This is a genomic window from Parvularcula sp. IMCC14364 (assembly GCF_030758415.1).
GTDB lineage: Bacteria > Pseudomonadota > Alphaproteobacteria > Caulobacterales > Parvularculaceae > Aquisalinus.
The window spans coordinates 769285-792680 of sequence record NZ_CP132334.1 but is presented as its reverse complement, the minus strand read 5'-3'; the positions used below and the strand labels follow the sequence as shown (position 1 = coordinate 792680).

Genomic DNA, 23396 nt, shown 5'->3' with positions numbered 1-23396 from the left:
CTGCGCCAAAAGGGGCCTGCCTCTCGACTTGTTATCTGGCTCGGGCTATCAGAGCGATCTGGATTCGAAACCCGAAATCATATGCTTGCCCTTTAGAGAGAGGACCGCCCCATGAGCGAGATGCGCACAGAGACCGATAGTTTTGGCCCCCTGGAAGTTCCGTCAGACAAGTATTTCGGGGCGCAGTCTGCGCGCTCCCTCATCAATTTCCCGATCGGCGTTGAGACAATGCCTGCCGCAATGGTACGCGCGCTGGGCGTTATCAAGCGCTCTGCCGCCTTGACTAACATGTCTCTGGGCACGCTGGACGACAAGGTCGGCAAAGCGATTGTCAGCGCTGCATCCGAAGTGGCAGAGGGCAAGCTGAACGATCATTTCCCGCTGTCCGTGTGGCAAACCGGCTCCGGCACACAATCCAACATGAACTCCAATGAAGTGATCGCCAACCGGGCCATTGAAATTATGGGCGGTGAGATCGGCTCCAAGGAACCGGTACATCCGAATGATCATGTGAATATGTCGCAATCATCCAACGACACCTTCCCGACCGCCATGCATATCGCGGCAGCAGAGGAAATCGTGCACCGTCTGGTGCCTGCCCTGCAGGCCCTGCGCAACGCCCTGAACGACAAGGCAGAAGCCTTCAAGGACATTATCAAGATAGGCCGCACACACCTGCAGGATGCAACGCCGCTGACCCTTGGTCAGGAATTTTCAGGCTATGTACAAATGGTCAAGAACGGCATCGAGCGTGTGGAAGGCGTTCTGCCACGCCTTTATGCGCTGGCGCAGGGTGGTACAGCCGTTGGTACCGGGATCAATTCAAAGCCAGGCTTTGCGGAAAAATTTGCTGAACAGGTTGCAAGCTACACGAAACTGCCTTTCGTGACAGCACCAAACAAATTCGAGGCACTGGCAACCCATGACGCGATGGTAGAAGCCCATGGCGCCCTGAACGAAGTGGCTGTTTCCCTGTTCAAGATTGCCAATGATGTTCGCCTGCTCGGCTCCGGCCCCCGCTCCGGCCTGGCCGAGATTGCCCTGCCGGAAAATGAGCCTGGTTCTTCCATCATGCCCGGCAAGGTGAACCCGACCCAGTGCGAGGCTCTCACCATGGTCTGCGCGCAGGTGATGGGGAACAATGCGGGTGTCTCTTTTGCGGGCTCGCAAGGTCATTTCGAGCTGAATGTGTTCAAGCCGATGATTGCCTATAATACATTACAGTCAATCCGGCTGCTGGCGGACTCTGCCAGTTCGTTTACAGACAAATGTGTTGTCGGCATCAAGGCGAATGAAGAGCAGATCACCGCCCTGATGGAGCGCTCCCTCATGCTCGTGACGGCCCTTGCCCCCACAATCGGCTATGACAATGCCACGAAAATCGCCAAGGAAGCGCACAAGAACGGCACGACCCTGCGGGAAGAAGCGGTCAAACTTGGCTTTGTCTCGGAAGAAGATTATGATGATATTGTCCGTCCCGAGAACATGATCAAGCCACGCTAGTCCGTCCAGGTGGCCGTATAGCTGACAAGGCGGCTTGATTCAGGGGCGAGAGTGAAGCGCCATTTGGGCGTGTCGGCGTCAAGATCACGCATCAGGTTCTCATCACTGATCGTGATCGGTGTATAAAACGCCTCGCCAATTTTCAGCTTAATCGTCACTTCTTCAGGCGAAGCATTGAAGAAGGAATGCTCAACGCTCACCTCACGCTGTACATTACGCCCCGGCAATTCTGTAATTCCGCGATCGAGCAAACGGGTCTCCATCTGCACGTCAGCAGCGGAGGCAATTTCAAACTCTGCGGGTAAATCCACCGCCAGATTGCGCACACTGTCTTCCCCGAGATAAAAAAGGCGTCCTTCGCTGCTGGTCGTCATGACACGGATGGTGCCTTCCGGCAGCGGCAGGCCCAATTTACCATCGCGACTGTTATCAAGATGATACTCGACCGTAGCTGGCAATATCTGGCCAATGGCATTTTCCGGCCCATAGATATTTTCCGGCCCATAGATATTGAATGTATGGATTTTTTCCAGATCAATCTCGGGCTTGTCGAGAAACAATACCTGCTTTTCCTGATAGGCTGCCACCGTGGTGGGCTCCGGTACGCGATAAAGTTTGTAGTCGCCGAATTCTTCCAGTTCTGCCTCTTTGCTTGCCGTGACCATGACGGAATCTGCCATCATCATTTCCATCTCGGGCGCGGCCATCGCCGGTTGCGGCACATTGCTGCGATAAGCTCTTGGCGGCGGCGCTGCCAGTGTACGTGACACGGGCACACCCGTCTTGCTGGAGCCGCGCGGCCAGCAGCGCGCTGCAAACGGCTTGGCACTGCCTTTTTCAGCACGTGTTTCCCATAAGCGCTGTAATTCGCCAGCGATAATAGCCGTACTGGCTTCCTTGATGGACACTTCCGTCTCGTTATAAACCGTCAGCCAGCCGACAAGCTGGCCAGTTTCTCCATCCGGATTGACGTCAAGCCGGTAATCCGCCTGCCAACCAAAATTAGTGGCAAGATAAGACAGGACAATCTCCTGTTCGTCAGCTTCCGCCGCCGTCACTTCTATACTGAGCACCGGCTGCGGATTGAGGCTGTCGGGCACATGATCGAATGCGGTTTTCTCCGGCAGGCCTGCGCATTGCAGCGCTTCGATTTCACCATCTATTTCAAGCACCACTCCATTACTACCGGAAACGACGACCGCCTGCTTCTGCTCCACACGCCCCGTAGACGGATTAGTGCGGGAAACTGTGACAGTCTCACCCTCTGCCCCGGCAAACAGCGCACCCGGTGAAATCAGATCAAAATCGAAATTGCGCTCCAGCGTGAAGCCGCTAAAAGCGCGCAGGATTGCTGACTGCGGCACCATCATTTCGCTCACGCCTTCAAAGCGGATCACGCTGCGCCCCGCTGGCAAATTGACGGTGCGGCGCTCGGTAATCAGGGCGAGATCATCTGTATAGATCGTCAGGGCAATATCGGCAGGTGCTTCAGAGACGACGGTGCGCTCCGTTGCAAAGGAACGCGCCTGCTCGGAAGAGGCTGCCGGATAATCCGACGCCCCCTCAGACGCGGACTGGCCGCAGCCTGGCAGGCTCGCCAGAAGCACACATAGCGCAAGACATGAAGCGACGCGCACCGGAATTACCGTGTGACCTGACGCATCGTGAATGTCAGCTCTGTCTCGCCTTCCGCCGGAACATCAATATCCCAGACAAAACTGTTCGCATCAGGCTTGCGATGCGACAGGCTTTCCTCCGTCACCTCGGTTTCCATGCGCCAGCCCGTCACGCCAGATTGCCGCAATGTCAGGGTAACAGGCTCAGGTCTGGCATTTCGCACAACATATTTCATGGACGTTTCAACCACCTTGCGACTGAGAACACGGCGATTGGTCTGTGTGGACTGCACTGTCACGTCGAAGGCAGAACCGATTTTCAGGGAGATGTCAGAGCCACCTGCCACATGACTGATATTGTCTTCACCGATGAACTGGGCACGCCCCTGTGCATCCTTCGCATACACACGAATGATGCCTTGCGGCAATGGCGCGCCAAGGCCTGCATCGCGACTGTTGGAAAAGGCGATGCGCACATCAGCATTCACCGGGTTCGCCATGGTCTGGAAACCGCCGGTCAGATATTCATATTTCTTGGCAGCATCAACACCGGTGGCGTCCACGAAACCAACCTGCTTGGTCTGCTTGCTGGCAATGGTGGTGCGGCCCGGCAGGGTGTAGAGATAATTGTCACCGATGCGCTCGACATTACCGGCTTCCATCCCGCCGCTGCGCACCGGCCCGTCCTGATACCGCCGATCATTATAGCCCTGGCCGGCGCCAACACCGCCCGCAACCAACTGGGTGCGGACATTCTCGAAGGTTGTATCAGTCGTGTTGCCGAGCGTCGCCCAGCCCTGCAGGTCCATCTCTTCTTCTGCTTCGTTGAACAGAAGAACATAATCAGCGCGCCACGACAGGCCGCCCGTTAAATACGTGAGGGTTGCATCGCGATCTCCCGCAGCGTCGGAATCGACCATGACCGACAGGGTTGGCCGGGCACGAAGGTTTTCCGGCACGCCGTCAAAAATAACACGTGTGGGGAGATTATCGTCGCGCAGGATTTCAATACGGTCATCGATCTCGACCACGACACCATTATTGACCGATAGCACCTTCGCTGTCTCACGCGTTTCGTTGCCCGTGCCAGGGTTGATCCGGACAATCTCGATTTCCTCACCAACAGCTTTTTCCATCAGTTTCGCAGGCGTCAGCAGATCAAAGTCGAAATTCTGCTCGACGATGGACATGCTGTCTGCCTGAAACGTCACTGTCGGGGCGTTGATCTGGGAGGAGACGCCGGGCAGTTCAATGGTGGTGCGGCCATTGGGAAAGGTCACGGTGCGTTCGTCTTCCACAAGAGCAAGGCCATTATTATAAATGGTGATCGCCAGATCATCGGCCAGTGCTGCTGTGCCAGTTGCTGTGAGTACCATCAGGCTGGCAGTTGCGAGTAACTTTTTCATACACCCCTCCTCCGGGCCGGTCTTTGCGTCTCTCTTTGACCTATTTTTCAAAAAAGGCCAAATCATGGGTGGTTTGTGTTGGAACGGGACAATCCCAAACGCGGTGGCTGGCGGTCAACAATAAATCACTATTGCGCAAGCCTTGTTGTGCACGCCGTTACCAGTATGAAGCATCGTTCAGAGCTGCTGCACAGATAGATTTCCCGGAAACTGGCGAGATCGCCAGGCCCGTCAGGGACCGGGCCAACCAGCCTTCAGGTTGCTGAAGCTCAAATGGTGCGGGCAACACTGCATGGGCAACCGGCATAAAACCGACTTGTCCGTAATATGCGGGATCGCCGTATGTGACCGCCAGATCGACATGACTTCGCTTCAACGCATCCAGAGCATGGTTCAACAAAGCCTTGCCCAGCCCCTTGCCCTGTTCTTTTGTGGACACCGCCATCGGGGAAAGAAGAAATGCACAACGCGCATCCTGCGTGAAGGATAATCTGGTGAATATAGAACACGCGAGAAGACGCGTTTCAGCAACAATCGTGAAAACCCTGATATCATCTTCTGGCGTCGTTGCGAGCAGGTTCCTTGCAAGAGTGCCAATAAGCTGGCCTTCTTCGAGGCCTTCGGAAGCTGCGAAGGTTGCCTCCAACAGCATCTGAATTTCTTCTTCATGGGCTTTCCACTCATCAAGAATAATCACGGCCATTTCCCGTTTCAGTCGAAGTATCTAATTTCCGGCAGATTTAACCGCAAGCTGGCTTCACGAGAAAGACATTACTCTCCTGGACATTGTCTCAGTTTGAACCCGATGGCAATTTGTCGCCAATTGCGGTCATTCGCCTTCCAGCATAATCTTTTAAAATTATGGCTATTTGGCAATTTCATTTCGACCTTTTGCCGCGCGATTGGGTTGCAGCCAATCGCGATAAAATTGTCGCCACCAAATCCGATGATGAATGGGACAATGAAAATGGATGGGACCCTTCGCCCGCTTGGGCCGGGCACTCTATTGATGATAATTTACTTAAGGAGTTAGACGAGATATTGCCACGTAGTAAGCATTGGTCGCCGGAATGCTATTACTGGAAATCACATCAACACGACAGCGATATCACGCTTTCGCCCAATGGCAGTGATATCGATTCGCTCAGTGTGCGGCTCGATTTAAGGGGTGATGTTCGAGAACTCATAAGTGACATTTCTGCTTTCGCGGTGCAGCGCCAATATGAATTGTTCGCTACCGAAGTGGGTAAATTTTGCAAAGCGGACGCTCCATCACTGGCTGAATACGCTACTCAATCACGCGCCGCGTCGTTCGCCAAAAACCCCAGCGGTTATATCGCCGATCTTGCAAAAGAATTAGACGACCGCGAATGACTACTATGGGCCAACAACCGTCCTCCAATTTCAAACTGAGACACTACCCTCTCCTGTTTCTCCTTGCATCCTGCCATTGCCTCGCCTAATAGCCTGCATTCGCGAGTGACGGTCGCTGGCGCTCCTGTTTATTCAGGCGTCGTTCGGGATTGGCCCGGCAGCCGGCGAACCAACGGTAATTCTGCCCCTCCGGCAGTATTGTCGCCGTCACCTTATAGGAGAAGCCGATGGCTTATTACGAGCACGTGTATATTGCACGTCAGGATATTGCCCCTGCCCAGGTAGAGGCACTGACACAATCCCTCGAACAGATCGTCCAGGAAAATGGCGGCAAGGTGACCAAGCAGGAATATTGGGGCCTGCGCACCATGCAATACAAGATCAAGAAGAACCGCAAGGGTCACTACACCCTTTTGAACATCGATGCGCCGTCAGATGCGGTTGTCGAAATGGAACGCCAGATGCGGATCAATGAAGACATTCTGCGCTTCATGACCTTGCGCGTTGAGGAACTGAGCGATGAGCCTTCACCTGTACTTTCCCGCAAGGATTCTTCTGGTCCTCGCGGCAAGGACCGTGACTGAGCGCAATAGGAGATTAGACCGATGAAACCATTTTTCCGCCGTCGCAAGACATGTCCTTTTTCTGGCGAAAAAGCCCCGAAAATTGACTATAAAGACCCGCGCCTCCTGCAGCGCTACATTTCCGAGAAGGGCAAAATCGTTCCTTCACGGATTTCAGCTGTGTCCATGAAAAAGCAGCGTGAGCTGGCCCGTGCAATCAAACGCGCCCGTTTTCTCGCTCTGCTGCCATATGTCGGGGAGTAAGCACCATGGATGTTATTCTACTAGAACGCGTTGAAAAGCTGGGCCAGATTGGCGACGTTGTGAACGTCAAGGACGGCTTTGCGCGCAATTTCCTGCTGCCACAGAAAAAAGCCCTGCGGGCAACTGAAGGCAACAAGAAGGTTTTCGAAAACCAGCGCGCTGACATTGAGGCTCGGAACCTTGAGGCCAAAAAAGAGGCTGAAGCTGTTGCCGAGAAACTGGAAGGCCAGACCTACACACTGATCCGTCAGGCATCAGACATGGGTCAGCTTTACGGCTCTGTGTCCTCCCGTGATATCGCAGAAGCCGCTGAAGCAGACGGTTTCCATGTCAGCCGTAGTCAGATTGTTCTCGATAAGCCTCTGAAAAATCTGGGTGTCAGTGATGTACGTGTGGTCCTTCACCCAGAGGTATCCATCAATATCGCTGTGAACATTGCCCGGTCTCAGGAAGAGGCCGAAGCGCAGGCACGCGGTGAAAACGTCCTTGGCCAGAAGGAAGAGCTGGACGAGGATCTGATCCGCGGTACGGGCGGCGACGATTTCTTCGAAGAAGGCGCAGACGCACCTGAAGCAACAGCTGAAGGCGAACCTGCCCCTGAAAGCGATGCCGACAGGACTGACAGCTAGGATTGTGGAAAAAATCTTCTCCTGAAAAATCAGGGGGTTGGGATTTGAAGCCGTGAGAGCGTTTGCCTCTCACGGCTTTTTCATGTCTATTTCCCTTATGCCCGATGGAAATTTACAAAATACACCCGATACGGAACAAAAAGAACCTTTCAATATTGGTGCGGAACAGGCCATTCTTGGCGCTATTCTGTTCGATAACGAGATCTATTACCGTGTCTCCGGCTTTCTGAAGCCTGAGCATTTCTATGATCCTGTGCACCAGATGATTTATGAGGCCTGTGACAAGCTGATCTCATCAGGACGCCTCGCATCGCCCGTGACTCTCAATACCTATCTCGCAGACAATCCGGCTGTGGGTGAAATCGGCGGCAGCAAGTACCTGACAGAACTGGCCCAGAGTGTTCCGTCCACGGTCGGTGCCAGTGACTATGCGCGTGTTGTATTCGACCTTTCGGTCTGTCGCGGTCTGTTGCATCTGGGTTCGGAGATGGTCGAGCGCGCCAGAATATCCGACATTGATGATGATCCCCAGAAACAGGTCGAAGAGGCTGAGGCCAAGCTCTATAAGCTGGCTGAAACAGGCAAATATGGCGGCGGCTTCAAGACTTTTGAGAGCGCCTTGGCGCAGGCGATCAATGTTGCCAATGCCGCCTTCGAGCGTGGGGGTGGACTGGCTGGCGTCGCAACGGGCCTGACGGAGTTGGACAAGAAACTCGGTGGTCTGCACAAGTCCGACCTCATCGTTCTCGCCGGGCGCCCATCCATGGGCAAAACGGCCCTTGCAACAAATATCGCGGTCAATGCGGCCAAGGCCTACAGACCTGAGCGCAAGGCAGACGGCTCGATCTCTGCCGCCGAGGGCGCGGTTGTCGGCTTTTTCTCTCTCGAAATGTCAGCAGACCAGTTGGCCGGTCGTATCCTGTCTGAATTTTCCGAGATACCGTCTGACAAGATCAGGCGCGGGGATATTCAGAAACATGATTTTGAGCGCATTTATGAAGCTGCCCAGACCCTGAATGACATTCCGCTCTATATCGATGACACAGGTGGTCTCTCCATTGCCCAGCTGGCTGCCCGCGCCCGGCGCCTCAAGCGGCAGCACACTCTCGGTCTGCTGGTCGTTGACTATCTCCAGCTTCTGTCCGGGTCATCTCGCTCAAGCGATAACCGGGTGCAGGAAATTACCGAGATCACTGTTGGCCTGAAAGCCCTGGCAAAAGAGCTGGAAGTCCCCATCATTGCCCTGTCACAGCTCTCTCGCCAGGTGGAGCAGCGCGACGACAAACGCCCGCAACTGGCAGACTTGCGTGAATCCGGCTCTATCGAACAGGATGCCGACGTGGTGATGTTTGTGTACCGCGAAGAATACTACCTCAGCCGCACAGAGCCGGACATGAACAAGGTTGAGCAATATCGCGAATGGCAGGAGAAAATGGAACGCGTCCATGGTCTTGCCGAGGTGGTGATCGGCAAACAGCGACATGGTCCAATCGGCAATATCAAGGTCGCGTTCGATGCGAATATCGTGAAATTCGGCAATCTTGCCAATCCGGATTATTATGCCGACAGCGAATACTAGTCTCTGGTGTCCACAGGCTGACCTGACAGAACAGAGCGCCAGAATTTTAACTGATTTTGCCCCTGTTCTGGCCAAACAACACCGCTAGACTGTCTCCCATGAGTAACGACCGACCGCGCCTGACCGTTGATCTGGCCGCCCTGAAGCATAATTACGCAACCCTGAAGTCACGGCGACCGGACGCTGACCTTGCCGCTGTGGTCAAGGCAAATGCGTATGGCCTTGGCATGGCACTCGTCGCGCGAGCCCTGGCAGAGGCTGGATGCCAGACGTTTTTTGTTGCCTACGCCTTTGAAGGGATGGCACTGCGGGATATTCTGGGCAAACAACCGGATATCTGTGTCCTTAATGGTCCCGGTACGGATAACCTGAATGAGTTCATGGCCGCCAACCTGACCCCTGTGCTGAATACGCCGGAACAGGTCCGTCTGTGGTCTCAGAATTCGGACAGACTTGCCATGCTGCATGTGGATACAGGTATGAACAGGCTTGGCCTCTCCATCCCGGAAGCGCTGGCAACAGCAGCATCCGCCGCTGACCTGACGGTATCACATATCCTCAGTCACTTCGCCTGTAGCGACGATCCGCTATCAGAGGAAAATCAATCCCAGATCACGAAATTTACTGATGTGACGAACCAGCTCGGTGACGTTTTCCCGGGGGCCCGGCACAGCATCTCCGCCTCTGGCGGGTTGTTTCTGCCGGACATGATAGAAGAAGACCTGACACGGCCCGGCCTTGCACTTTATGGTATCTGCCCGCAGGCAAGCCTCGCCCATAATCTCAAGACCGTCGCCCGGCTTGAAGCCCCTGTCCTTCAGACACGAAAGCTGGAAGCCGGGGATGCTGTTGGCTATGGCAGTACATACCGGACCAACAATGACATGCAGATTGCTACCATCGCCATCGGTTATGGCGACGGTTACCCGCGCGCCCTCTCCGGCAAAGGCCATGTCATGATCGGCGGCCATGCCTGCCCCATCCTCGGTATCATTTCCATGGACCTTGTCAGCGTGGATATAAGCACTTGCACAACAGAAGTATCCCCAGGCAGGATGGCAGAATGTTTCGGCGATCAGTTGCCTGTTCAGGAAATCGCAAAGGTGGCTGGAACTATTCCGTATGAGTTATTTGTGACACTCGGCGAGCGCGTCATGCGTTGCTATACTGACTAGTCGGTCAAGGCTGCAGCACGATCCTGCGCACCCCCTAGCGCACTTTCTCCGGCAAAAGCGCCTCCCCTGCGGCCTGTTTCACCTTGATTTCCTGCAAAGCGAGTTCAACGGCGGCAACACGCTCCGGCGTCAGGGGATGCGTATATCTGATCCAGGTACTCGCAGGCGCCTCTCTGGCAAATAACCGGAATATGTCACTCGCGCGATTTATATCGCCGCCCGCACGGACAAGCATGTAGAGCCCGACATAGTCCGCTTCGGATTCAAAGACCTGGCTGAACGGCACAGCCGCCGCTAGGCCCTGACGGGCAAGCGAGCGCTTCGGTTTCTGGCCAAACAGTTTTCTGGTACGGTCCACCACAGCTCCGCCAGCATAGAGTAAGGGTGCATAAACAACGGCTCCGGAGGCGATTGTATTCCAGGTGCCCTTGCGCGCATGACGCAAGGCCAGATGCGCCAGCTCATGCGCCATAATATATTGAACCATGGCATCATCTGCACTGCGCATAAGGCCAGCATTCACGATCATGGTCTTGTCCTGTGCCAACGCGTTTATCGCTGATGACGTGCTCAGCTTTACAGCAACGTCACAGACTTCCACCGCCGTCACACCCACCTCCCGCTCGCCCTGAGCGTTCTCGACCAGCAACCGGACCGGCTCCTTGTCGGCGGCAGCCTTGCGAATCATACTGGCGAGTTTGCCCGGTCTGTTCTGCTCAACGGGTGCGCCGTTCACAGCACGGATGAAATCCCCTCGCTGGATCCCGGCCTGCGCGGCGGGGCTTTGACTGATCACATGAAGCAGATGAATATCATCAGACAGACCTTGCGCGCTGAGTTGATCGGCGGTCAGCCCACCGATGATTGTGGCGTAAGTATCAAGATCCGCCAACACAACGCCAATGGAGAGGCGGGTCGCAGGGCATAGCGCCGCATTTGCCTCAAGCAATGGCCATGACAGATCATAAAGACGCGCCCGGCGCTTCAGCTGGAACGCGACGGCTTCGCGCTGCATCTCCTGCCGGGTTGCCTCCACAGTTTCGCTCTCCGGCAGCGGCAGCTCATGCTCCGCAGAGATGCAGGCTGACAGACAGAGCCAGAGACAGGCGCAGAAAATTCTCTTACGAACACTCATGTGGCAAAGTCTTGCAGTGCCGCTGTAAATTCTCAACGCCAAAAACATGTCATTTTCTCAAACTGATGACAGAAAAAACTTATGTGCCCCCTCGAGTCAGGGCGTAGTATCCCGAATATGCCAAAAAACAACGATACATATGTCTGTCAGTCCTGCGGCATGGTTTATTCCAAATGGGCCGGTCGCTGCGACAGTTGCGGTGAATGGAATTCCATCGAACTGGAGCAAAGTGAAGCGTCCCCGCCGGGCAGCCATGGCGCAAAATCAGCCGGGCGCGGCAAAAGCATCGAACTTGTCTCCCTGAAGGGCGAAGTCGCCCGCGAGCCCCGCCTGCCGACGGGGAACAAGGAATTTGACCGCGCCGCGGGTGGCGGGCTGGTGCCGGGCAGCGCCCTGTTGATCGGCGGCGATCCGGGAGTCGGTAAATCGACCCTGCTTTTGCAGGTCGCAGCGGGCCTTGCCACAGCGGGCACGAAAGTCGCCTATATCTCCGGTGAGGAAGCCGTCGCGCAAATTCGCCTGCGCGCAGCACGCCTTGGACTGGCTGATGCGCCTGTACATCTGGCGTCAGCAACGTCCCTCAAGGATATTCTGGCCACGCTGAAAGCCGAAAAGCCCGATGTGGTCATCATTGATTCGATCCAGACGACCTGGTCAGACGCACTACCCGCCGCGCCGGGCACGGTGACGCAGGTGCGCGCCTGTGCGCAGGAGCTGGTGCGCTTTGCCAAAGGCAGCGATACGGTGATGCTGCTCGTGGGGCACGTGACGAAAGACGGGCAGATCGCCGGGCCACGTGTTGTCGAGCATATGGTCGATGCGGTGATGTATTTTGAAAGCGAAACCGGGCGGGCCTTCAGAATCTTGCGCGCGGTGAAGAACCGCTTTGGCGCCGCCCATGAAATTGGCGTTTTTGAAATGACCGGCAAGGGCCTGGAAGAAGTATCCAACCCGTCCCGTCTGTTCCTGTCAGAACATGAAAAACCTGTCTCCGGATCTGCCGTGTTTGCCGGGGTCGAAGGCACGCGCCCGGTACTCGTTGAAATTCAGGCGCTGGTCAGCCAGTCCAGCCTGGGTGCCCCGCGCCGTGCTGTGGTTGGCTGGGACAGTGCCCGTCTGTCCATGCTGCTCGCGGTGCTGGACACACGTTGCGGGCTTGATTTCGGGCGTCACGATGTTTTCCTCAATGTGGCAGGCGGTATGCGGATTACCGAACCTGCAGCAGACCTTGCGGCAGCGGCAGCGCTGGCCTCATCGCTGTTCGATACGCCTTTGCCGTCTGAAACAGCTATTTTTGGCGAAGTCAGCCTCTCGGCCGCGATCCGCCCGGTCCCGCAAACTGATGCGCGCTTGAACGAGGCAAAAAAACTGGGCTTTCACAGAGCCATCGCGCCGGCAAATATCCCGGACCGGCCTTCCCTGAAAAAATTCGGGGCACTGGATGATTTTGTGCGCTGGCTGAAACAGATATGAGAGGAAATCGTCCGGCGAATATGACGCTTTTGTTATTCAGTTGTGGCATTACGCCTGTAAACACGCTAGGAACCTCGCAGGGGACAGCGGAAGTGGGCATAGCCGATGACCTGGTTTGATCTCATCGTCATACTCATTATGGGATTATCTATCCTGTTCGCAGCTTTTCGCGGCATTTCACGCGAGATGACGACGATCACCGCCCTCGGCCTTGCGGCATTTCTTGCATTCTGGCTGGCCGGGCCAATCGCGTCGGTTACCGGTCTTGGTAATTCCCTGATGACCAACATGCTGCTCATCACCATGTTATTTGCCAGCTTCTTCCTCGCCATCAGCATCGGGATCAGCCTGCTGCTCAGCCGCCTGCTCGGTAAGACTCCTGGCAGAATAGACCGCTCGATTGGCGGCGTCTTCGGCTTCCTCCGGGGCTGGATGATTGTAGGGCTTGGGTTTCTCGCCCTTGATTATTATTTCGAAGCGGACCGGCGTCCTGATGCCCTTGACGGCTCCCTCACCTCGGGGTTTGCCAGAAGCGCAGCAGAAATACTTGAGAATTTAGGTCTGGAGACCGGCACAGAAACTGCTTCCCGACCTGCAACAGACAAACACCACGCCGTGGTGTCATTTCACGGATCGGAGTACTGAACGTGCGTACGAACTCACAGGTTGCCCGCTTTCTCAGACGCGAATATCCGCGTGTCAGGGATATATCTTCCGGCCTGGATGACCTTTATGGCGGCGGCCCCAAGATGAAGGAAGAATGCGGTATCTTCGGCATTATCGGCCATGAAGATGCCAGCGCGAAAGTGGCTCTTGGCCTCCATGCACTGCAACATCGCGGGCAGGAAGCCGTAGGCATTGCCACATGGGACGGTCACCAGTTTCACGCTGAACGGCGTATGGGACTGGTCAGCGCAAAAATGTCTGATGAAAAAATTCTCGACAGTCTGCCGGGGGCAGCCGGGATCGGGCATACGCGCTATTCCACAACGGGTGACACGGTGCTGCGCAATATTCAGCCGCTTTATGCAGACCTGGACCGCGGTGGCCTGGCGATTGCCCATAATGGCAACCTGACCAACAGCCGGACGAAGCGGGCAGAACTGATCCGCAAAGGCTGTATTTTCCAGACCACGATGGATTCTGAACTGTTTCTGCAACTGGCTGCTCTCTCCCGTGGCATGACCATGGTGGACAAGGTGATCGACAGCCTGGCCGAAATTGAAGGCGCGTATGCGCTGACGATCCTCACACAACACAATCTGATCGGCATTCGCGACCCGCTGGGTATCCGCCCGCTTGTTCTGGGCAAACTTGGCAATGCCCCTGTTCTAGCCTCGGAAACCTGCGCCTTTGACCTGATCGGTGCTGAATATGTGCGCGATGTGCGTCCCGGCGAGACCGTGATCTGCCATGCTGATGGAACCGTCGAAAGTCGTCAGATCACGCCGGAGCCAACCCATGCCCGACCCTGCATTTTTGAACTGATTTATTTTGCCAAACCCAATTCCTTTATTGATGGCGACAGTGTTTACGAGTTGCGCAAGCGACTGGGACGACGCCTTGCCAAGGAAGCGCCGGTTGAAGCAGATTTAATTTCCCCTATTCCTGACTCAGGCGTACCCGCCGCTGTCGGCTTCAGCCAGAAGGCAGATCTGCCATTCGAGATGGCGCTCATCAGAAGTCATTATGCGGAGCGCACATTCATCCAGCCGTCCCAGAAGATCCGGGAAATCGGTGTCGCGCGCAAGCATTCCGCCAATGCCGGCGCTATAGCCGGCAAACGTGTCGTACTGGTGGATGACAGTCTGGTACGCGGCACAACATCACGCAAGATTACCCGGATGCTCAGAGATGCCGGTGCCAAGGAAGTGCATTTCCGCATTGCCTGTCCGCCAATAAAATTCCCGGACTTTTATGGCATCAACACACCTTCGCGCGACGAGCTGCTGGCGTCCAACCACTCCATTCAGGAGATGCGAAATATCATCGGCGCCGACAGTCTGGAGTTTCTGAGTCTCGATGGCTTGTACAAGGCCTTTGGCAAAGGGCCGCGCGATGATGATGATCCGGCGTTCACGGATCATTGCTTCACCGGCGATTATCCAACCCCTTTGACCGATCAGATGCAGGCCAAAACCACTGCAGCGATTGAACAGTTGAGCCTGCTGGCAGAGAGCAGCTAGAGCGCTCAACAAAAAAGGAAGCGTTTATGCCACGCCCTGTTCATTTTGAAATCCACGCAGAGGACCCCGAGCGCGCGATCCGTTTCTACACGCAGGTCTTTGACTGGTCATTCACGCATTACGAGGGCATGGAGCCAGCCTATTGGGGTATTGTGACCGGGCCGGATAGTGAACCCGGCCTCAATGGCGGATTGATGCGACGCAACGGCCCTGCCCCCGTGGATGGCGCGGCAGTGAACTGTTATGTCTGCACAATCCAGGTTGAGAATATTGATCTGTATAGCGCACGCATAAAAGCGGCCAATGGCCAACAAACTGTCGAGAAAATGCCCATCCCGCAAACTGGCTGGCTGGCATATTTCAAGGACACGGAAGGCAATATTTTCGGCTGCATGGAATTCGACCAAACCGCCGGTGAGTAACGCCCCACCTGCCCAAAAAAGAGGCGTCCCGACAGGACGCCTCTGTTCAAAATCAGATCAGAAGATCACTCATCCATTCTGCTTCAGATGATGGTAGATTCTTGCCGGAAAAGCGACGCTGGAGGCGATAATGAACATCAGATACAGCAGCAAGAGGAACGCGCCGATCAGGCCGCCAGCGCCAATTACCAGCATACCGAGCAGTTCCATCTCAGCCCCGGCCGCCTGAAACAGGAAGGCAAATATCAGAAACACAGCGACGAACCCGATCGATACGCCGATCTCGATGGCATAGCGCAGCAGAAAGAACAGGATCCATGCACCAACAAGATGCCACACATTTTTACCTGTCATTTTCAGCGCCTTGAATAACGGAAATCCGCCTTCAGCCGCGACAGCTGGCAAAAATGTCGTCATGCGCAGCGCAAACCACAAGATTAGCACGATGCCCACTATCAGCAGCACAATGACTGCGGCACCGCCAAGACCAAGGGCACTGTTGTCCAGTGCCGCTTCAAAATCCGCCCCATCTGAAAAGCTGAGCACAGCTCCCCAGCCGAAGGCGGCAAATGCCGGAATGAGCGCCAGAAACACAACCAGAGAATGCAGAATGGAAGAGACTATCCCGCCCAGAATGTAGAGAATTTCTGTCCCCCCTAACCGGAAGTAGCCAATACCCGTCGGTGCATCTTCGACCTCAGCCGCCATCCGCGTCAGGATCACAGTCAAAGGGACAAAGGCGATGCTACCAATCAGGATGGCGAGAATAATGCCACCATAGATACTGAAGACAGCGTGGAGCGCCGCCATATTTTCTTCACTCGAATTATAATCCCAATCATCAAGGTCATCGAAGACAGAAAAATCCATGCCCCCGAAAACCAGCACCCCAACGATGCCGATAACGATGATCGAGAGCAGAAATCCGACCCAGCCGAGCCGGATCGTCGTAAACATATTCTGGAAACCAAACTTGACCGCCCCAATGACGGTCTCACCAACTGGCAATTTGTGCATTGCAATACCCCTTTTCCATTAACGCCCTTATTTAATATAGGCATATCGGGACCTTATTGCCAGAGGGCAGATTTTCCCTGACCTGGCCTTATCATCGGGGCCGGTCGCTCATATATAAACTTCAAGGCCCTAATGATGGAGAGCAGTGATGTCTGCGACCACACCACAAGCTGCTTTTGAACCCCCAACAGTCAACCGCCGCCAGGATGCGGCTGGTTTCCTGACTGTTTATCGGGACACGTTGAGAAACCCGATTGAGATGTGGTCAGAATATTTTTTTCACAACCGGACATATACGCTCAAGGCTGGCGGTCGGACGTTCATGCAGGTCATGGACCCGGTTTATGCAAAACAAATTCTGCTGAGCGATGCCGACTGCTTCAAGAAATCCTATATCCAGGATCGCCTGCTGAAACCAGCCGTTGGCGAAGGATTGCTGACCACGGAAGGCGCTGTGTGGAGACAACAAAGAAAAGCCGTTACCCCGGCCTTTCGCCACGAGGCACTCATCAAGATGGTGCCCACCATGCAGAAAGCGGCAAGCGATACAGCGCAAAGGATCAGTTCATCTATCGATCAGGCGCATGAAGAATGCCACCTCGATATCCACGAACAGATGGTGCAGGCCACATACGACATTATCGAGGCGACGCTTCTTTCAGGTGAGAGCACAAACCCTGACTACAGCCAGCGGCAGGTTGCAGACGATATTGCGAAATATCTGCAGACTGTCGGCAAGTTCAATCTGCTCGATTTGTTTGATGCGCCTGACTGGGTGCCCCGTGCCCTTGCCAATCCTGGTATCGCAGAGGGCAAAAAAGCTGTCGCGAGAATGAGGGCTTTTGCCGCCGAACAAATCCGCAATCGTCAGCAGCAGGACCACCCTGGCGAAGACCTGCTCGGCCTGATGATAAGCGCGCGTGATCCTGAAACAGGCAACGGTCTGAAGGATGCAGAGCTGCTTGATAACCTGATGACCTTTATCGGTGCCGGGCATGAAACAACGGCGGTCGCACTGACCTGGACGATTTCCATCCTGAGCCAGATGCCCGAATGGCAGGACCGCCTCTATGATGAAGTCAAGGAAGTTGCCGGGGATACACCAATCGCCGCCAACCATCTGCCTGACCTTGACCTGCATGAGCGGGTCATCATGGAAACGATGCGGCTATATCCACCGGTCTGCCTCATCCCGCGCTCTGTTTGTGCACCCGTCACAGTCGGCGGCAATAATCTCAAACCCGGCGATCACGTATCGATTGCCGTCTATCCCATGCAACGACACGCTTTTTTGTGGGACAACCCGAATGCGTTTGACCCGGCGCGCTTCACCGAAGATCAGGTGAAGGCCCGTGACCGCTTCGTATATCTGCCGTTCGGCGCGGGACCGCGAATTTGCATCGGCTTGAAATTCGCCATGATGGAAGCCGTCACCATTCTTGCGACGCTCACGCGGCAATTCCATTTCCGCCATGATGACCGCCACGAGATTGTACCCCAAATGAACGTTACCCTCAGACCGAAGGATGGCATGCCCGTTTTCGTGAAACAGCGCTAGCCTCTGTTCCAGAATCGTTCTTTCGGGCTATATACATATAATGACAGGAAATACCTCGCTTTCAGCGCGCGCCATGGCCGCAGCGCCGCCCTCCAATGCTGACACTTCTGCCTATCTTGAGGGCCTGAACGAGATGCAGCGCGAAGCCGTTATCTCAGCGGATGGTCCTGTGCTGGTTCTTGCTGGTGCGGGCACTGGCAAGACGCGCGCCCTCACAACACGGCTTGCGCATCTGCTGACCACGCGCCGTGCTGCGCCATGGCAAATACTCGCCGTGACCTTCACCAACAAGGCGGCGCGCGAAATGAAGGAACGCGTCGGGCACCTGATCGGCGATACCGTTGAAGGTATGCAGTGGCTTGGCACCTTTCACTCTGTGGCGGCGAAAATTCTCCGTATTCATGCCGAGTTGGTTGGCCTCAAACCCTCTTTCACCATCATTGATACCGATGACCAGATCCGGCTGTGCAAACAGGTTATAGAACTGGAAGGCCTTGACGAGAAACGCTGGACCGGGCGGGGCCTCGCTGCTTTTGTTGACGATTGGAAAAACCGCGGCCTGACACCTGACAAGGTGCCCGACAATGAGGGACATTTTTTCGCTGCCGGCAAAGGCATTGATCTTTACAGAAATTACCAACAGCGGCTTGTGTCACTGAATGCTGCTGATTTCGGTGATTTGCTTGTTCACAACCTGACCATATTTCAGACGCACCGAGATATTCTTGAGAAATACCAAACCAACTTCCGCTATATGCTTGTGGACGAATATCAGGACACCAATGTGGCCCAGTATCTGTGGCTGCGCCTGCTGGCTCAACAGCATCGCAATATCTGCTGTGTGGGCGATGACGATCAGTCGATTTATGGCTGGCGAGGCGCAGAAGTCGCTAATATCCTGAAATTCGAGAAAGACTTTCCAGGTGCCAAGGTGATCCGCCTGGAACAGAATTACCGCTCCACAGCGCCCATCCTCGCGGCTGCATCCGGCCTGATCGAGAGCAACAAGACACGCCTTGGCAAGACATTGTGGACAGAGCAGGACGGCGGCCAGAAAGTGCAATTGCGCGGCATTTGGGATGGCGAGGAAGAAGCGCGCACCGTCACGGATGATATCGAGGCTGAACAATCAAAGGGCCGCTCGCTGTCTGACATGGCCGTTCTGGTGCGTGCTTCTTTCCAGATGCGCAGTTTTGAAGAACGCTTCAACATGGCGGGTCTGCCTTATCAGGTTGTTGGCGGGCCGCGATTTTATGAGCGAGAGGAAACGCGGGACACACTCGCCTATCTGAGACTGGTGCGGAACATTGATGATGACCTGTCATTCTCGCGTATTGTCAACAAACCCCGACGTGGCTTTGGCGTCAAGGCCGTGCAATCACTGGAGCTTATCTCACGCAAGGCGCGCGTTTCCATGGCAGCTGCGGGCCGCATCGCGCTGGAAACAGATAAGCTTAAAGGCAAGGCCCGATCCGGTCTGGCAGGCTTTCTTGACGCTCTGGAGCGCTGGTCTCATATGACAAAAGAGACCGACCCGGCAACGCTGACAGAAACAGTTCTCGAAGAAAGTGGCTACACTGACTTCTGGAAGAACTCGAAAAGCCCGACGGCACCTTCCAAACTCGACAACCTCAAGGAAATGGTCAACGCTGCCGGTGAGTTTGAAACACTGGAAGGGTATCTTGATCATGTTTCACTGGTGTCAGATATCAATCAGACAACAGACGGCGGGCAAATCTGGCTGATGACACTACATGCGGCCAAAGGGCTGGAATGGCCGGTCGTCTTTCTTCCTGGTTGGGAGGAAGACATTTTCCCCTCGGCCCGTTCTCTCGATGAAAACGGTAATGACGGTCTGGAGGAAGAGCGCCGCCTCGCCTATGTCGGAATCACCCGTGCAATGGAGAGTTGCCGCATTTCCTTCGCTGCCAACAGGCAAATATATGGCCGCTGGCAAAGCGCGATGCCATCCCGCTTTATCGATGAATTGCCGGAGGAATTTGTCGAGGTAATGTCTGAACCCGGATTATATGGCGCAGCGGCCTCTGATCTGGCTGCGTATTCCAGTTTTTCAGGTGTAAAGATGGAAGAGGAAACATATTACGATAATCCGGGCTGGAAACGCGCACGACAAGCCAAACGGCACAACACGCGCCCGCCCGCACTGGAAGGCAAGGCTGAACTGATCGCCACCTCAACACCCGGCAGCACCAGCTTCAAAACAGGTGAGCGTGTTTTCCACCAGAAATTCGGCTACGGAGAAGTGAAGACGATTGAAGGGAATAAACTGGAAGTTGCCTTTGAGAAAGCCGGCACAAAAAAAGTCATTGATACCTTTCTCGAACGCCCCTGACAACTTGAGCCCTTCCCCCTTACCCACCTGTACCCACCTCTTGTAGAGTATCAAAAAAATGCGTTAGGCTCTGCCCAGAGAGAACTTGCAGAAAACCAAAATGTCCAGGAGATGACAATGTCCGACACCCAGAACGCTGACATCATCAGCATCAATCCGGATATTCGCGCGGATGCCCATATAACACCTGAAAAATACGACGCGATGTATGAGCGCTCCATCAAGGAGCCGGAATCCTTCTGGTCGGAAATTGCCCAAAGACTGGATTGGATATCGCCATTTACCAAAGTGCGCGATACATCATATAATGAGAATGATCTGCATATTAAGTGGTTTGAAGATGGTACATTGAATGTTGCCGTCAACTGCATTGACCGTCACCTGAAAGACAAGGCAGACCAAACAGCCATTATCTGGGAGGGTGATGACCCTTCTGTATCAAAGAATATCACCTATGCGGATCTTTATGAGCAAACTTGTCGCCTTGCGAATGTCTTGAAAGCACGCGGCGTTGCAAAGGGTGATCGGGTTATCCTCTATATGCCAATGATTCCCGAAGCTGCCTATGCCATGCTGGCTTGTGCGCGCATCGGTGCTGTTCATTCGGTTGTCTTTGGTGGCTTTTCACCAGAGGCACTTGCGTCGCGCATAGATGATTGTAGCGCGAATTGCGTCATCACCGCCGATGAAGCCGTGCGGGGCGGAAAAGCCATCCCCCTCAAGGCAAACGTAGATGCCGCGCTGGCAGGCAAGGACCACCCGGTGCGTACCGTGCTGGTCTGGAGACATACCGACGGGCCGGTAGCCTTTGAGGCCGGTCGTGACCTCTGGCTTAATGAAGCAATGAGTGATGTTCACCCTGACTGCGAACCGGAAGTCATGAATGCAGAAGACCCGCTTTTCATTCTGTACACGTCCGGGTCAACTGGGAAACCCAAAGGGGTCATGCACACGACAGGTGGCTATCTGACCTATGCGTCATTTACGCACGAAATGGTATTCGACTACAAACCAGGCGACATATACTGGTGCACAGCAGATGTAGGTTGGGTCACCGGCCACAGTTACATTATTTACGGCCCCCTGGCCAATGGTGCCACAACGCTTATTTTTGAAGGGGTACCAACCTGGCCTGATGCTGGTCGGTGCTGGCAAGTTGTGGCCAAGCATAAGGTGAATATATTTTACACAGCCCCGACAGCCATTCGCGCCCTGATGCGTGAAGGCGATGCGCATGTAACCCGGCATGATCGTTCGTCATTGCGTATTCTGGGAACAGTTGGTGAGCCGATTAACCCGGAGGCATGGTTGTGGTATCACCGTGTGGTCGGTGAAGGAAACTGCCCTATTGTCGATACATGGTGGCAGACAGAAACAGGTGGTATCCTGATTACACCCTTGCCCGGCGCAACAGACCTGAAACCCGGATCTGCAACGCGGCCTTTCTTTGGCGTACAGCCTGGACTGGTCGATGCAGACGGCAAGTTCCTTGAAGGCGCGGCAGAAGGCAACCTTGTCCTCAAAGCCTCCTGGCCGGGCCAGATGCGTACTGTTTATGGCGATCATGAGCGCTTCATTGAGACGTATTTCAAGACTTATCCGGGACTCTATTTTACGGGAGATGGTGCTCGGCGTGACGAGGACGGATATTACTGGATAACAGGCCGGGTCGATGATGTACTAAATGTCTCCGGGCACAGAATGGGCACAGCAGAGATTGAAAGTGCTCTTGTCGCGCACAGGGATGTGGCAGAAGCCGCCGTTGTCGGTGTGCCGCACGATATCAAGGGGCAGGGAATTTACGCATATGTCATTCTGAATGCTGGCACAGAAAGCTCTGATGACCTGGTGAAAGATCTGATTCAGCAGGTCAGAACAGAAATTGGCCCGATCGCCAAGCCGGACTTTATCCAAATTACCCCGGGCTTGCCAAAAACGCGCTCTGGCAAAATCATGCGTCGCATTCTTCGCAAGATAGCTGAAAATGAGTTCAGTAATCTGGGCGATACATCGACACTAGCAGAACCAGATATTGTTGAGACACTGATTGAAGGCAGACTGAATCGATAACCATTCCTGATTCAGGCAGAGAACGCTGCCTTGATCCAGTCGAGATCTTCATCCAGGGCAGCTTTTGCCGCCGGTATAAGTTCAAACAGATTAGTATATCCGTGCAACAGTCCTTCTGCGACGCGATATGTTACATCAACGCCCATCGGCTGAATCACGTTCATAAACGCCATAGACTGATCAAATAAAGGGTCATATTCAGCAGCACGCAACAGCGTTGCGGGAAGATTGTTCAGGTGCGGCAAGTTGATTGGCAGCGGATATTGCACCAGCTCGCTGTCACCATTGGCAAAATACTGAGTCGCAAACCACTCAATCATATCGCGCGACAGGCCAAAGCCGGAAGCATAATCAGTCATCGACGCATATTTATCGCTCGTCAGCTCATCATAGGCGCCGAACAGAAGCCATAGGGCCTTCACATCGATACCCGCCTGCCCAGCTTCGTTACCGCATATCGCAGATAGCATCGCGCCGGCGCTCTCTCCCCCAATAATGATATTACTGGCACTGACGCCAAAACGCTCAGCCAATCCGGGCAAGGCCCGCGTCATTGCAAGGCAATCCCTCACACCTTCAGGAAACGGATTTTCAGGTCCAAGACCATATTCCGGGAACAGAACGGCTGCCCCAAGGTAATCGGCCATATAACGATTGAAATAATCATACGCCTCCACATCCCCAATCACACCGCCGCCGCCATGAATATAGATCAGCAAGCCATCAGAACTGACAGATTCAGGGTGGTACAGGCGGGCCTTCATCTCATCACGACCGCCCGGGAGAACAACATCCTCAGACCTGACGGGAAGCTTACGGGATTGCCATGCTCCCATTTTGTAATAATGCCGGTAAGCAGCACGAGCAGCATCTACTCCACTAGCCTTCCCGATTTCGTCAATTGTTTGACGCTTCTGAATTTCGATAAGTCGCAACAGGGTACGTGTTTGCGCATCAATATCTGAATTCCGTATATTGACCGGTTTTTCAGAAAAAAGCGTTTTACGAACACCGTCAGGCAGCGCAAGAATAGCCTTCAGGGCATAAAATTCTGTACCAGGTTTCATAAACTT

At 54.5% G+C, this 23396-nt stretch carries 20 protein-coding genes; 14 read left to right on the top strand and 6 right to left on the bottom strand.

Going from position 1 to position 23396, the window contains the following annotated elements:
* Positions 1-111: 111 nt before the first annotated feature.
* Positions 112-1503 carry a class II fumarate hydratase gene (gene fumC, locus RAL90_RS03865; protein ID WP_306253207.1) on the top strand — a complete coding sequence of 464 codons (1392 nt, stop codon included), beginning with the start codon at positions 112-114 and terminating at the stop codon, positions 1501-1503.
* Here the strand turns inward: fumC and RAL90_RS03860 are convergent.
* The 3 genes from RAL90_RS03860 to RAL90_RS03850 form a co-directional block, all read right to left on the bottom strand.
* On the bottom strand, positions 1500-3140 hold the full coding sequence (locus tag RAL90_RS03860; RefSeq protein ID WP_306253206.1) for a DUF4139 domain-containing protein: 1641 nt from the start codon (positions 3138-3140) through the stop codon (positions 1500-1502). The genes fumC and RAL90_RS03860 overlap by 4 nt on opposite strands.
* A gap of 5 nt (positions 3141-3145) precedes the next feature.
* Positions 3146-4525 (bottom strand): DUF4139 domain-containing protein, encoded by a 1380-nt coding sequence (locus RAL90_RS03855; RefSeq protein ID WP_306253205.1) that lies wholly within the window; start codon positions 4523-4525, stop codon positions 3146-3148.
* 157 nt (positions 4526-4682) lie between these two features.
* A complete protein-coding gene (locus RAL90_RS03850) occupies positions 4683-5228 on the bottom strand; it encodes a GNAT family N-acetyltransferase (protein WP_306253204.1) in 546 nt (181 codons plus the stop codon).
* Between the two features lie 158 nt (positions 5229-5386).
* Between RAL90_RS03850 and RAL90_RS03845 the strand changes: the two genes are divergently transcribed.
* The 6 genes from RAL90_RS03845 (at position 5387) to alr (ending at position 10109) form a co-directional block, all read left to right on the top strand.
* A complete protein-coding gene (locus tag RAL90_RS03845; protein WP_306253203.1) occupies positions 5387-5899 on the top strand; it encodes a hypothetical protein in 513 nt (170 codons plus the stop codon).
* A 227-nt stretch (positions 5900-6126) separates the two neighbouring features.
* Positions 6127-6483 carry a 30S ribosomal protein S6 gene (rpsF, locus tag RAL90_RS03840; protein WP_306253202.1) on the top strand — a complete coding sequence of 119 codons (357 nt, stop codon included), beginning with the start codon at positions 6127-6129 and terminating at the stop codon, positions 6481-6483.
* Between the two features lie 21 nt (positions 6484-6504).
* Positions 6505-6726, top strand: a complete 222-nt coding sequence (gene rpsR, locus RAL90_RS03835) for a 30S ribosomal protein S18 (RefSeq protein WP_306253201.1) — start codon at positions 6505-6507, stop codon at positions 6724-6726.
* A gap of 5 nt (positions 6727-6731) precedes the next feature.
* The gene (gene rplI / locus RAL90_RS03830; protein WP_306253200.1) at positions 6732-7355 is read left to right on the top strand and encodes a 50S ribosomal protein L9; all 624 of its coding nucleotides are present in this window, start codon (positions 6732-6734) and stop codon (positions 7353-7355) included.
* An 82-nt stretch (positions 7356-7437) separates the two neighbouring features.
* Positions 7438-8934, top strand: coding sequence for a replicative DNA helicase (locus RAL90_RS03825; RefSeq protein WP_306253199.1), 1497 nt, complete (start codon positions 7438-7440; stop codon positions 8932-8934).
* Positions 8935-9032: 98 nt separating this feature from the next.
* Entirely contained in the window at positions 9033-10109 is a 1077-nt protein-coding gene (gene alr, locus RAL90_RS03820; RefSeq protein ID WP_306253198.1) for an alanine racemase, read from the top strand.
* Between the two features lie 34 nt (positions 10110-10143).
* Here the strand turns inward: alr and RAL90_RS03815 are convergent, their stop codons facing one another.
* Positions 10144-11244: a M48 family metalloprotease gene (locus RAL90_RS03815; RefSeq protein WP_306253197.1), complete on the bottom strand. Its 1101-nt coding sequence runs from the start codon at positions 11242-11244 to the stop codon at positions 10144-10146.
* A gap of 117 nt (positions 11245-11361) precedes the next feature.
* Here RAL90_RS03815 and radA point away from each other — a divergent pair, with 117 nt between their 5' ends.
* The 4 genes from radA (at position 11362) to RAL90_RS03795 (ending at position 15325) form a co-directional block, all read left to right on the top strand.
* On the top strand, positions 11362-12717 hold the full coding sequence (gene radA / locus RAL90_RS03810; RefSeq protein ID WP_306253196.1) for a DNA repair protein RadA: 1356 nt from the start codon (positions 11362-11364) through the stop codon (positions 12715-12717).
* Positions 12718-12822: 105 nt separating this feature from the next.
* Positions 12823-13362 carry a CvpA family protein gene (locus tag RAL90_RS03805; protein WP_306253195.1) on the top strand — a complete coding sequence of 180 codons (540 nt, stop codon included), beginning with the start codon at positions 12823-12825 and terminating at the stop codon, positions 13360-13362.
* Positions 13363-13424: 62 nt separating this feature from the next.
* Complete coding sequence (gene purF / locus RAL90_RS03800; RefSeq protein ID WP_372340423.1) at positions 13425-14903, top strand: amidophosphoribosyltransferase; 1479 nt, start codon at positions 13425-13427, stop codon at positions 14901-14903.
* A gap of 26 nt (positions 14904-14929) precedes the next feature.
* Positions 14930-15325: a VOC family protein gene (locus tag RAL90_RS03795; protein ID WP_306253193.1), complete on the top strand. Its 396-nt coding sequence runs from the start codon at positions 14930-14932 to the stop codon at positions 15323-15325.
* Positions 15326-15394: 69 nt separating this feature from the next.
* Here RAL90_RS03795 and RAL90_RS03790 read toward each other — a convergent pair whose 3' ends face one another.
* The gene (locus tag RAL90_RS03790; RefSeq protein ID WP_306253192.1) at positions 15395-16342 is read right to left on the bottom strand and encodes a hypothetical protein; all 948 of its coding nucleotides are present in this window, start codon (positions 16340-16342) and stop codon (positions 15395-15397) included.
* A 148-nt stretch (positions 16343-16490) separates the two neighbouring features.
* Between RAL90_RS03790 and RAL90_RS03785 the strand changes: the two genes are divergently transcribed.
* The 3 genes from RAL90_RS03785 (at position 16491) to acs (ending at position 22323) form a co-directional block, all read left to right on the top strand.
* The gene (locus tag RAL90_RS03785) at positions 16491-17900 is read left to right on the top strand and encodes a cytochrome P450 (protein WP_306253191.1); all 1410 of its coding nucleotides are present in this window, start codon (positions 16491-16493) and stop codon (positions 17898-17900) included.
* A 40-nt stretch (positions 17901-17940) separates the two neighbouring features.
* Positions 17941-20253 (top strand): ATP-dependent helicase, encoded by a 2313-nt coding sequence (locus RAL90_RS03780; RefSeq protein ID WP_306253190.1) that lies wholly within the window; start codon positions 17941-17943, stop codon positions 20251-20253.
* Positions 20254-20370: 117 nt separating this feature from the next.
* A complete protein-coding gene (gene acs, locus RAL90_RS03775) occupies positions 20371-22323 on the top strand; it encodes an acetate--CoA ligase (protein WP_306253189.1) in 1953 nt (650 codons plus the stop codon).
* 11 nt (positions 22324-22334) lie between these two features.
* On the opposite strand, the gene RAL90_RS03770 is transcribed toward acs, so the two are convergent.
* A complete protein-coding gene (locus tag RAL90_RS03770; protein WP_306253188.1) occupies positions 22335-23390 on the bottom strand; it encodes an alpha/beta hydrolase in 1056 nt (351 codons plus the stop codon).
* Positions 23391-23396: the final 6 nt, after the last annotated feature.

What these genes read in the sequence shown, in the direction of transcription:
- fumC (WP_306253207.1), top strand. Translation starts at nt 112, where the DNA reads ATGAGCGAGATGCGCACAGAGACCGATAGTTTTGGCCCCCTGGAAGTT.
- RAL90_RS03855 (WP_306253205.1), bottom strand. Translation starts at nt 4,525, where the DNA reads ATGAAAAAGTTACTCGCAACTGCCAGCCTGATGGTACTCACAGCAACT.
- RAL90_RS03850 (WP_306253204.1), bottom strand. Translation starts at nt 5,228, where the DNA reads ATGGCCGTGATTATTCTTGATGAGTGGAAAGCCCATGAAGAAGAAATT.
- RAL90_RS03845 (WP_306253203.1), top strand. Translation starts at nt 5,387, where the DNA reads ATGGCTATTTGGCAATTTCATTTCGACCTTTTGCCGCGCGATTGGGTT.
- rpsF (WP_306253202.1), top strand. Translation starts at nt 6,127, where the DNA reads ATGGCTTATTACGAGCACGTGTATATTGCACGTCAGGATATTGCCCCT.
- rpsR (WP_306253201.1), top strand. Translation starts at nt 6,505, where the DNA reads ATGAAACCATTTTTCCGCCGTCGCAAGACATGTCCTTTTTCTGGCGAA.
- rplI (WP_306253200.1), top strand. Translation starts at nt 6,732, where the DNA reads ATGGATGTTATTCTACTAGAACGCGTTGAAAAGCTGGGCCAGATTGGC.
- RAL90_RS03825 (WP_306253199.1), top strand. Translation starts at nt 7,438, where the DNA reads ATGTCTATTTCCCTTATGCCCGATGGAAATTTACAAAATACACCCGAT.
- alr (WP_306253198.1), top strand. Translation starts at nt 9,033, where the DNA reads ATGAGTAACGACCGACCGCGCCTGACCGTTGATCTGGCCGCCCTGAAG.
- RAL90_RS03815 (WP_306253197.1), bottom strand. Translation starts at nt 11,244, where the DNA reads ATGAGTGTTCGTAAGAGAATTTTCTGCGCCTGTCTCTGGCTCTGTCTG.
- radA (WP_306253196.1), top strand. Translation starts at nt 11,362, where the DNA reads ATGCCAAAAAACAACGATACATATGTCTGTCAGTCCTGCGGCATGGTT.
- RAL90_RS03805 (WP_306253195.1), top strand. Translation starts at nt 12,823, where the DNA reads ATGACCTGGTTTGATCTCATCGTCATACTCATTATGGGATTATCTATC.
- RAL90_RS03795 (WP_306253193.1), top strand. Translation starts at nt 14,930, where the DNA reads ATGCCACGCCCTGTTCATTTTGAAATCCACGCAGAGGACCCCGAGCGC.
- RAL90_RS03790 (WP_306253192.1), bottom strand. Translation starts at nt 16,342, where the DNA reads ATGCACAAATTGCCAGTTGGTGAGACCGTCATTGGGGCGGTCAAGTTT.
- RAL90_RS03785 (WP_306253191.1), top strand. Translation starts at nt 16,491, where the DNA reads ATGTCTGCGACCACACCACAAGCTGCTTTTGAACCCCCAACAGTCAAC.
- RAL90_RS03780 (WP_306253190.1), top strand. Translation starts at nt 17,941, where the DNA reads ATGACAGGAAATACCTCGCTTTCAGCGCGCGCCATGGCCGCAGCGCCG.
- acs (WP_306253189.1), top strand. Translation starts at nt 20,371, where the DNA reads ATGTCCGACACCCAGAACGCTGACATCATCAGCATCAATCCGGATATT.
- RAL90_RS03770 (WP_306253188.1), bottom strand. Translation starts at nt 23,390, where the DNA reads ATGAAACCTGGTACAGAATTTTATGCCCTGAAGGCTATTCTTGCGCTG.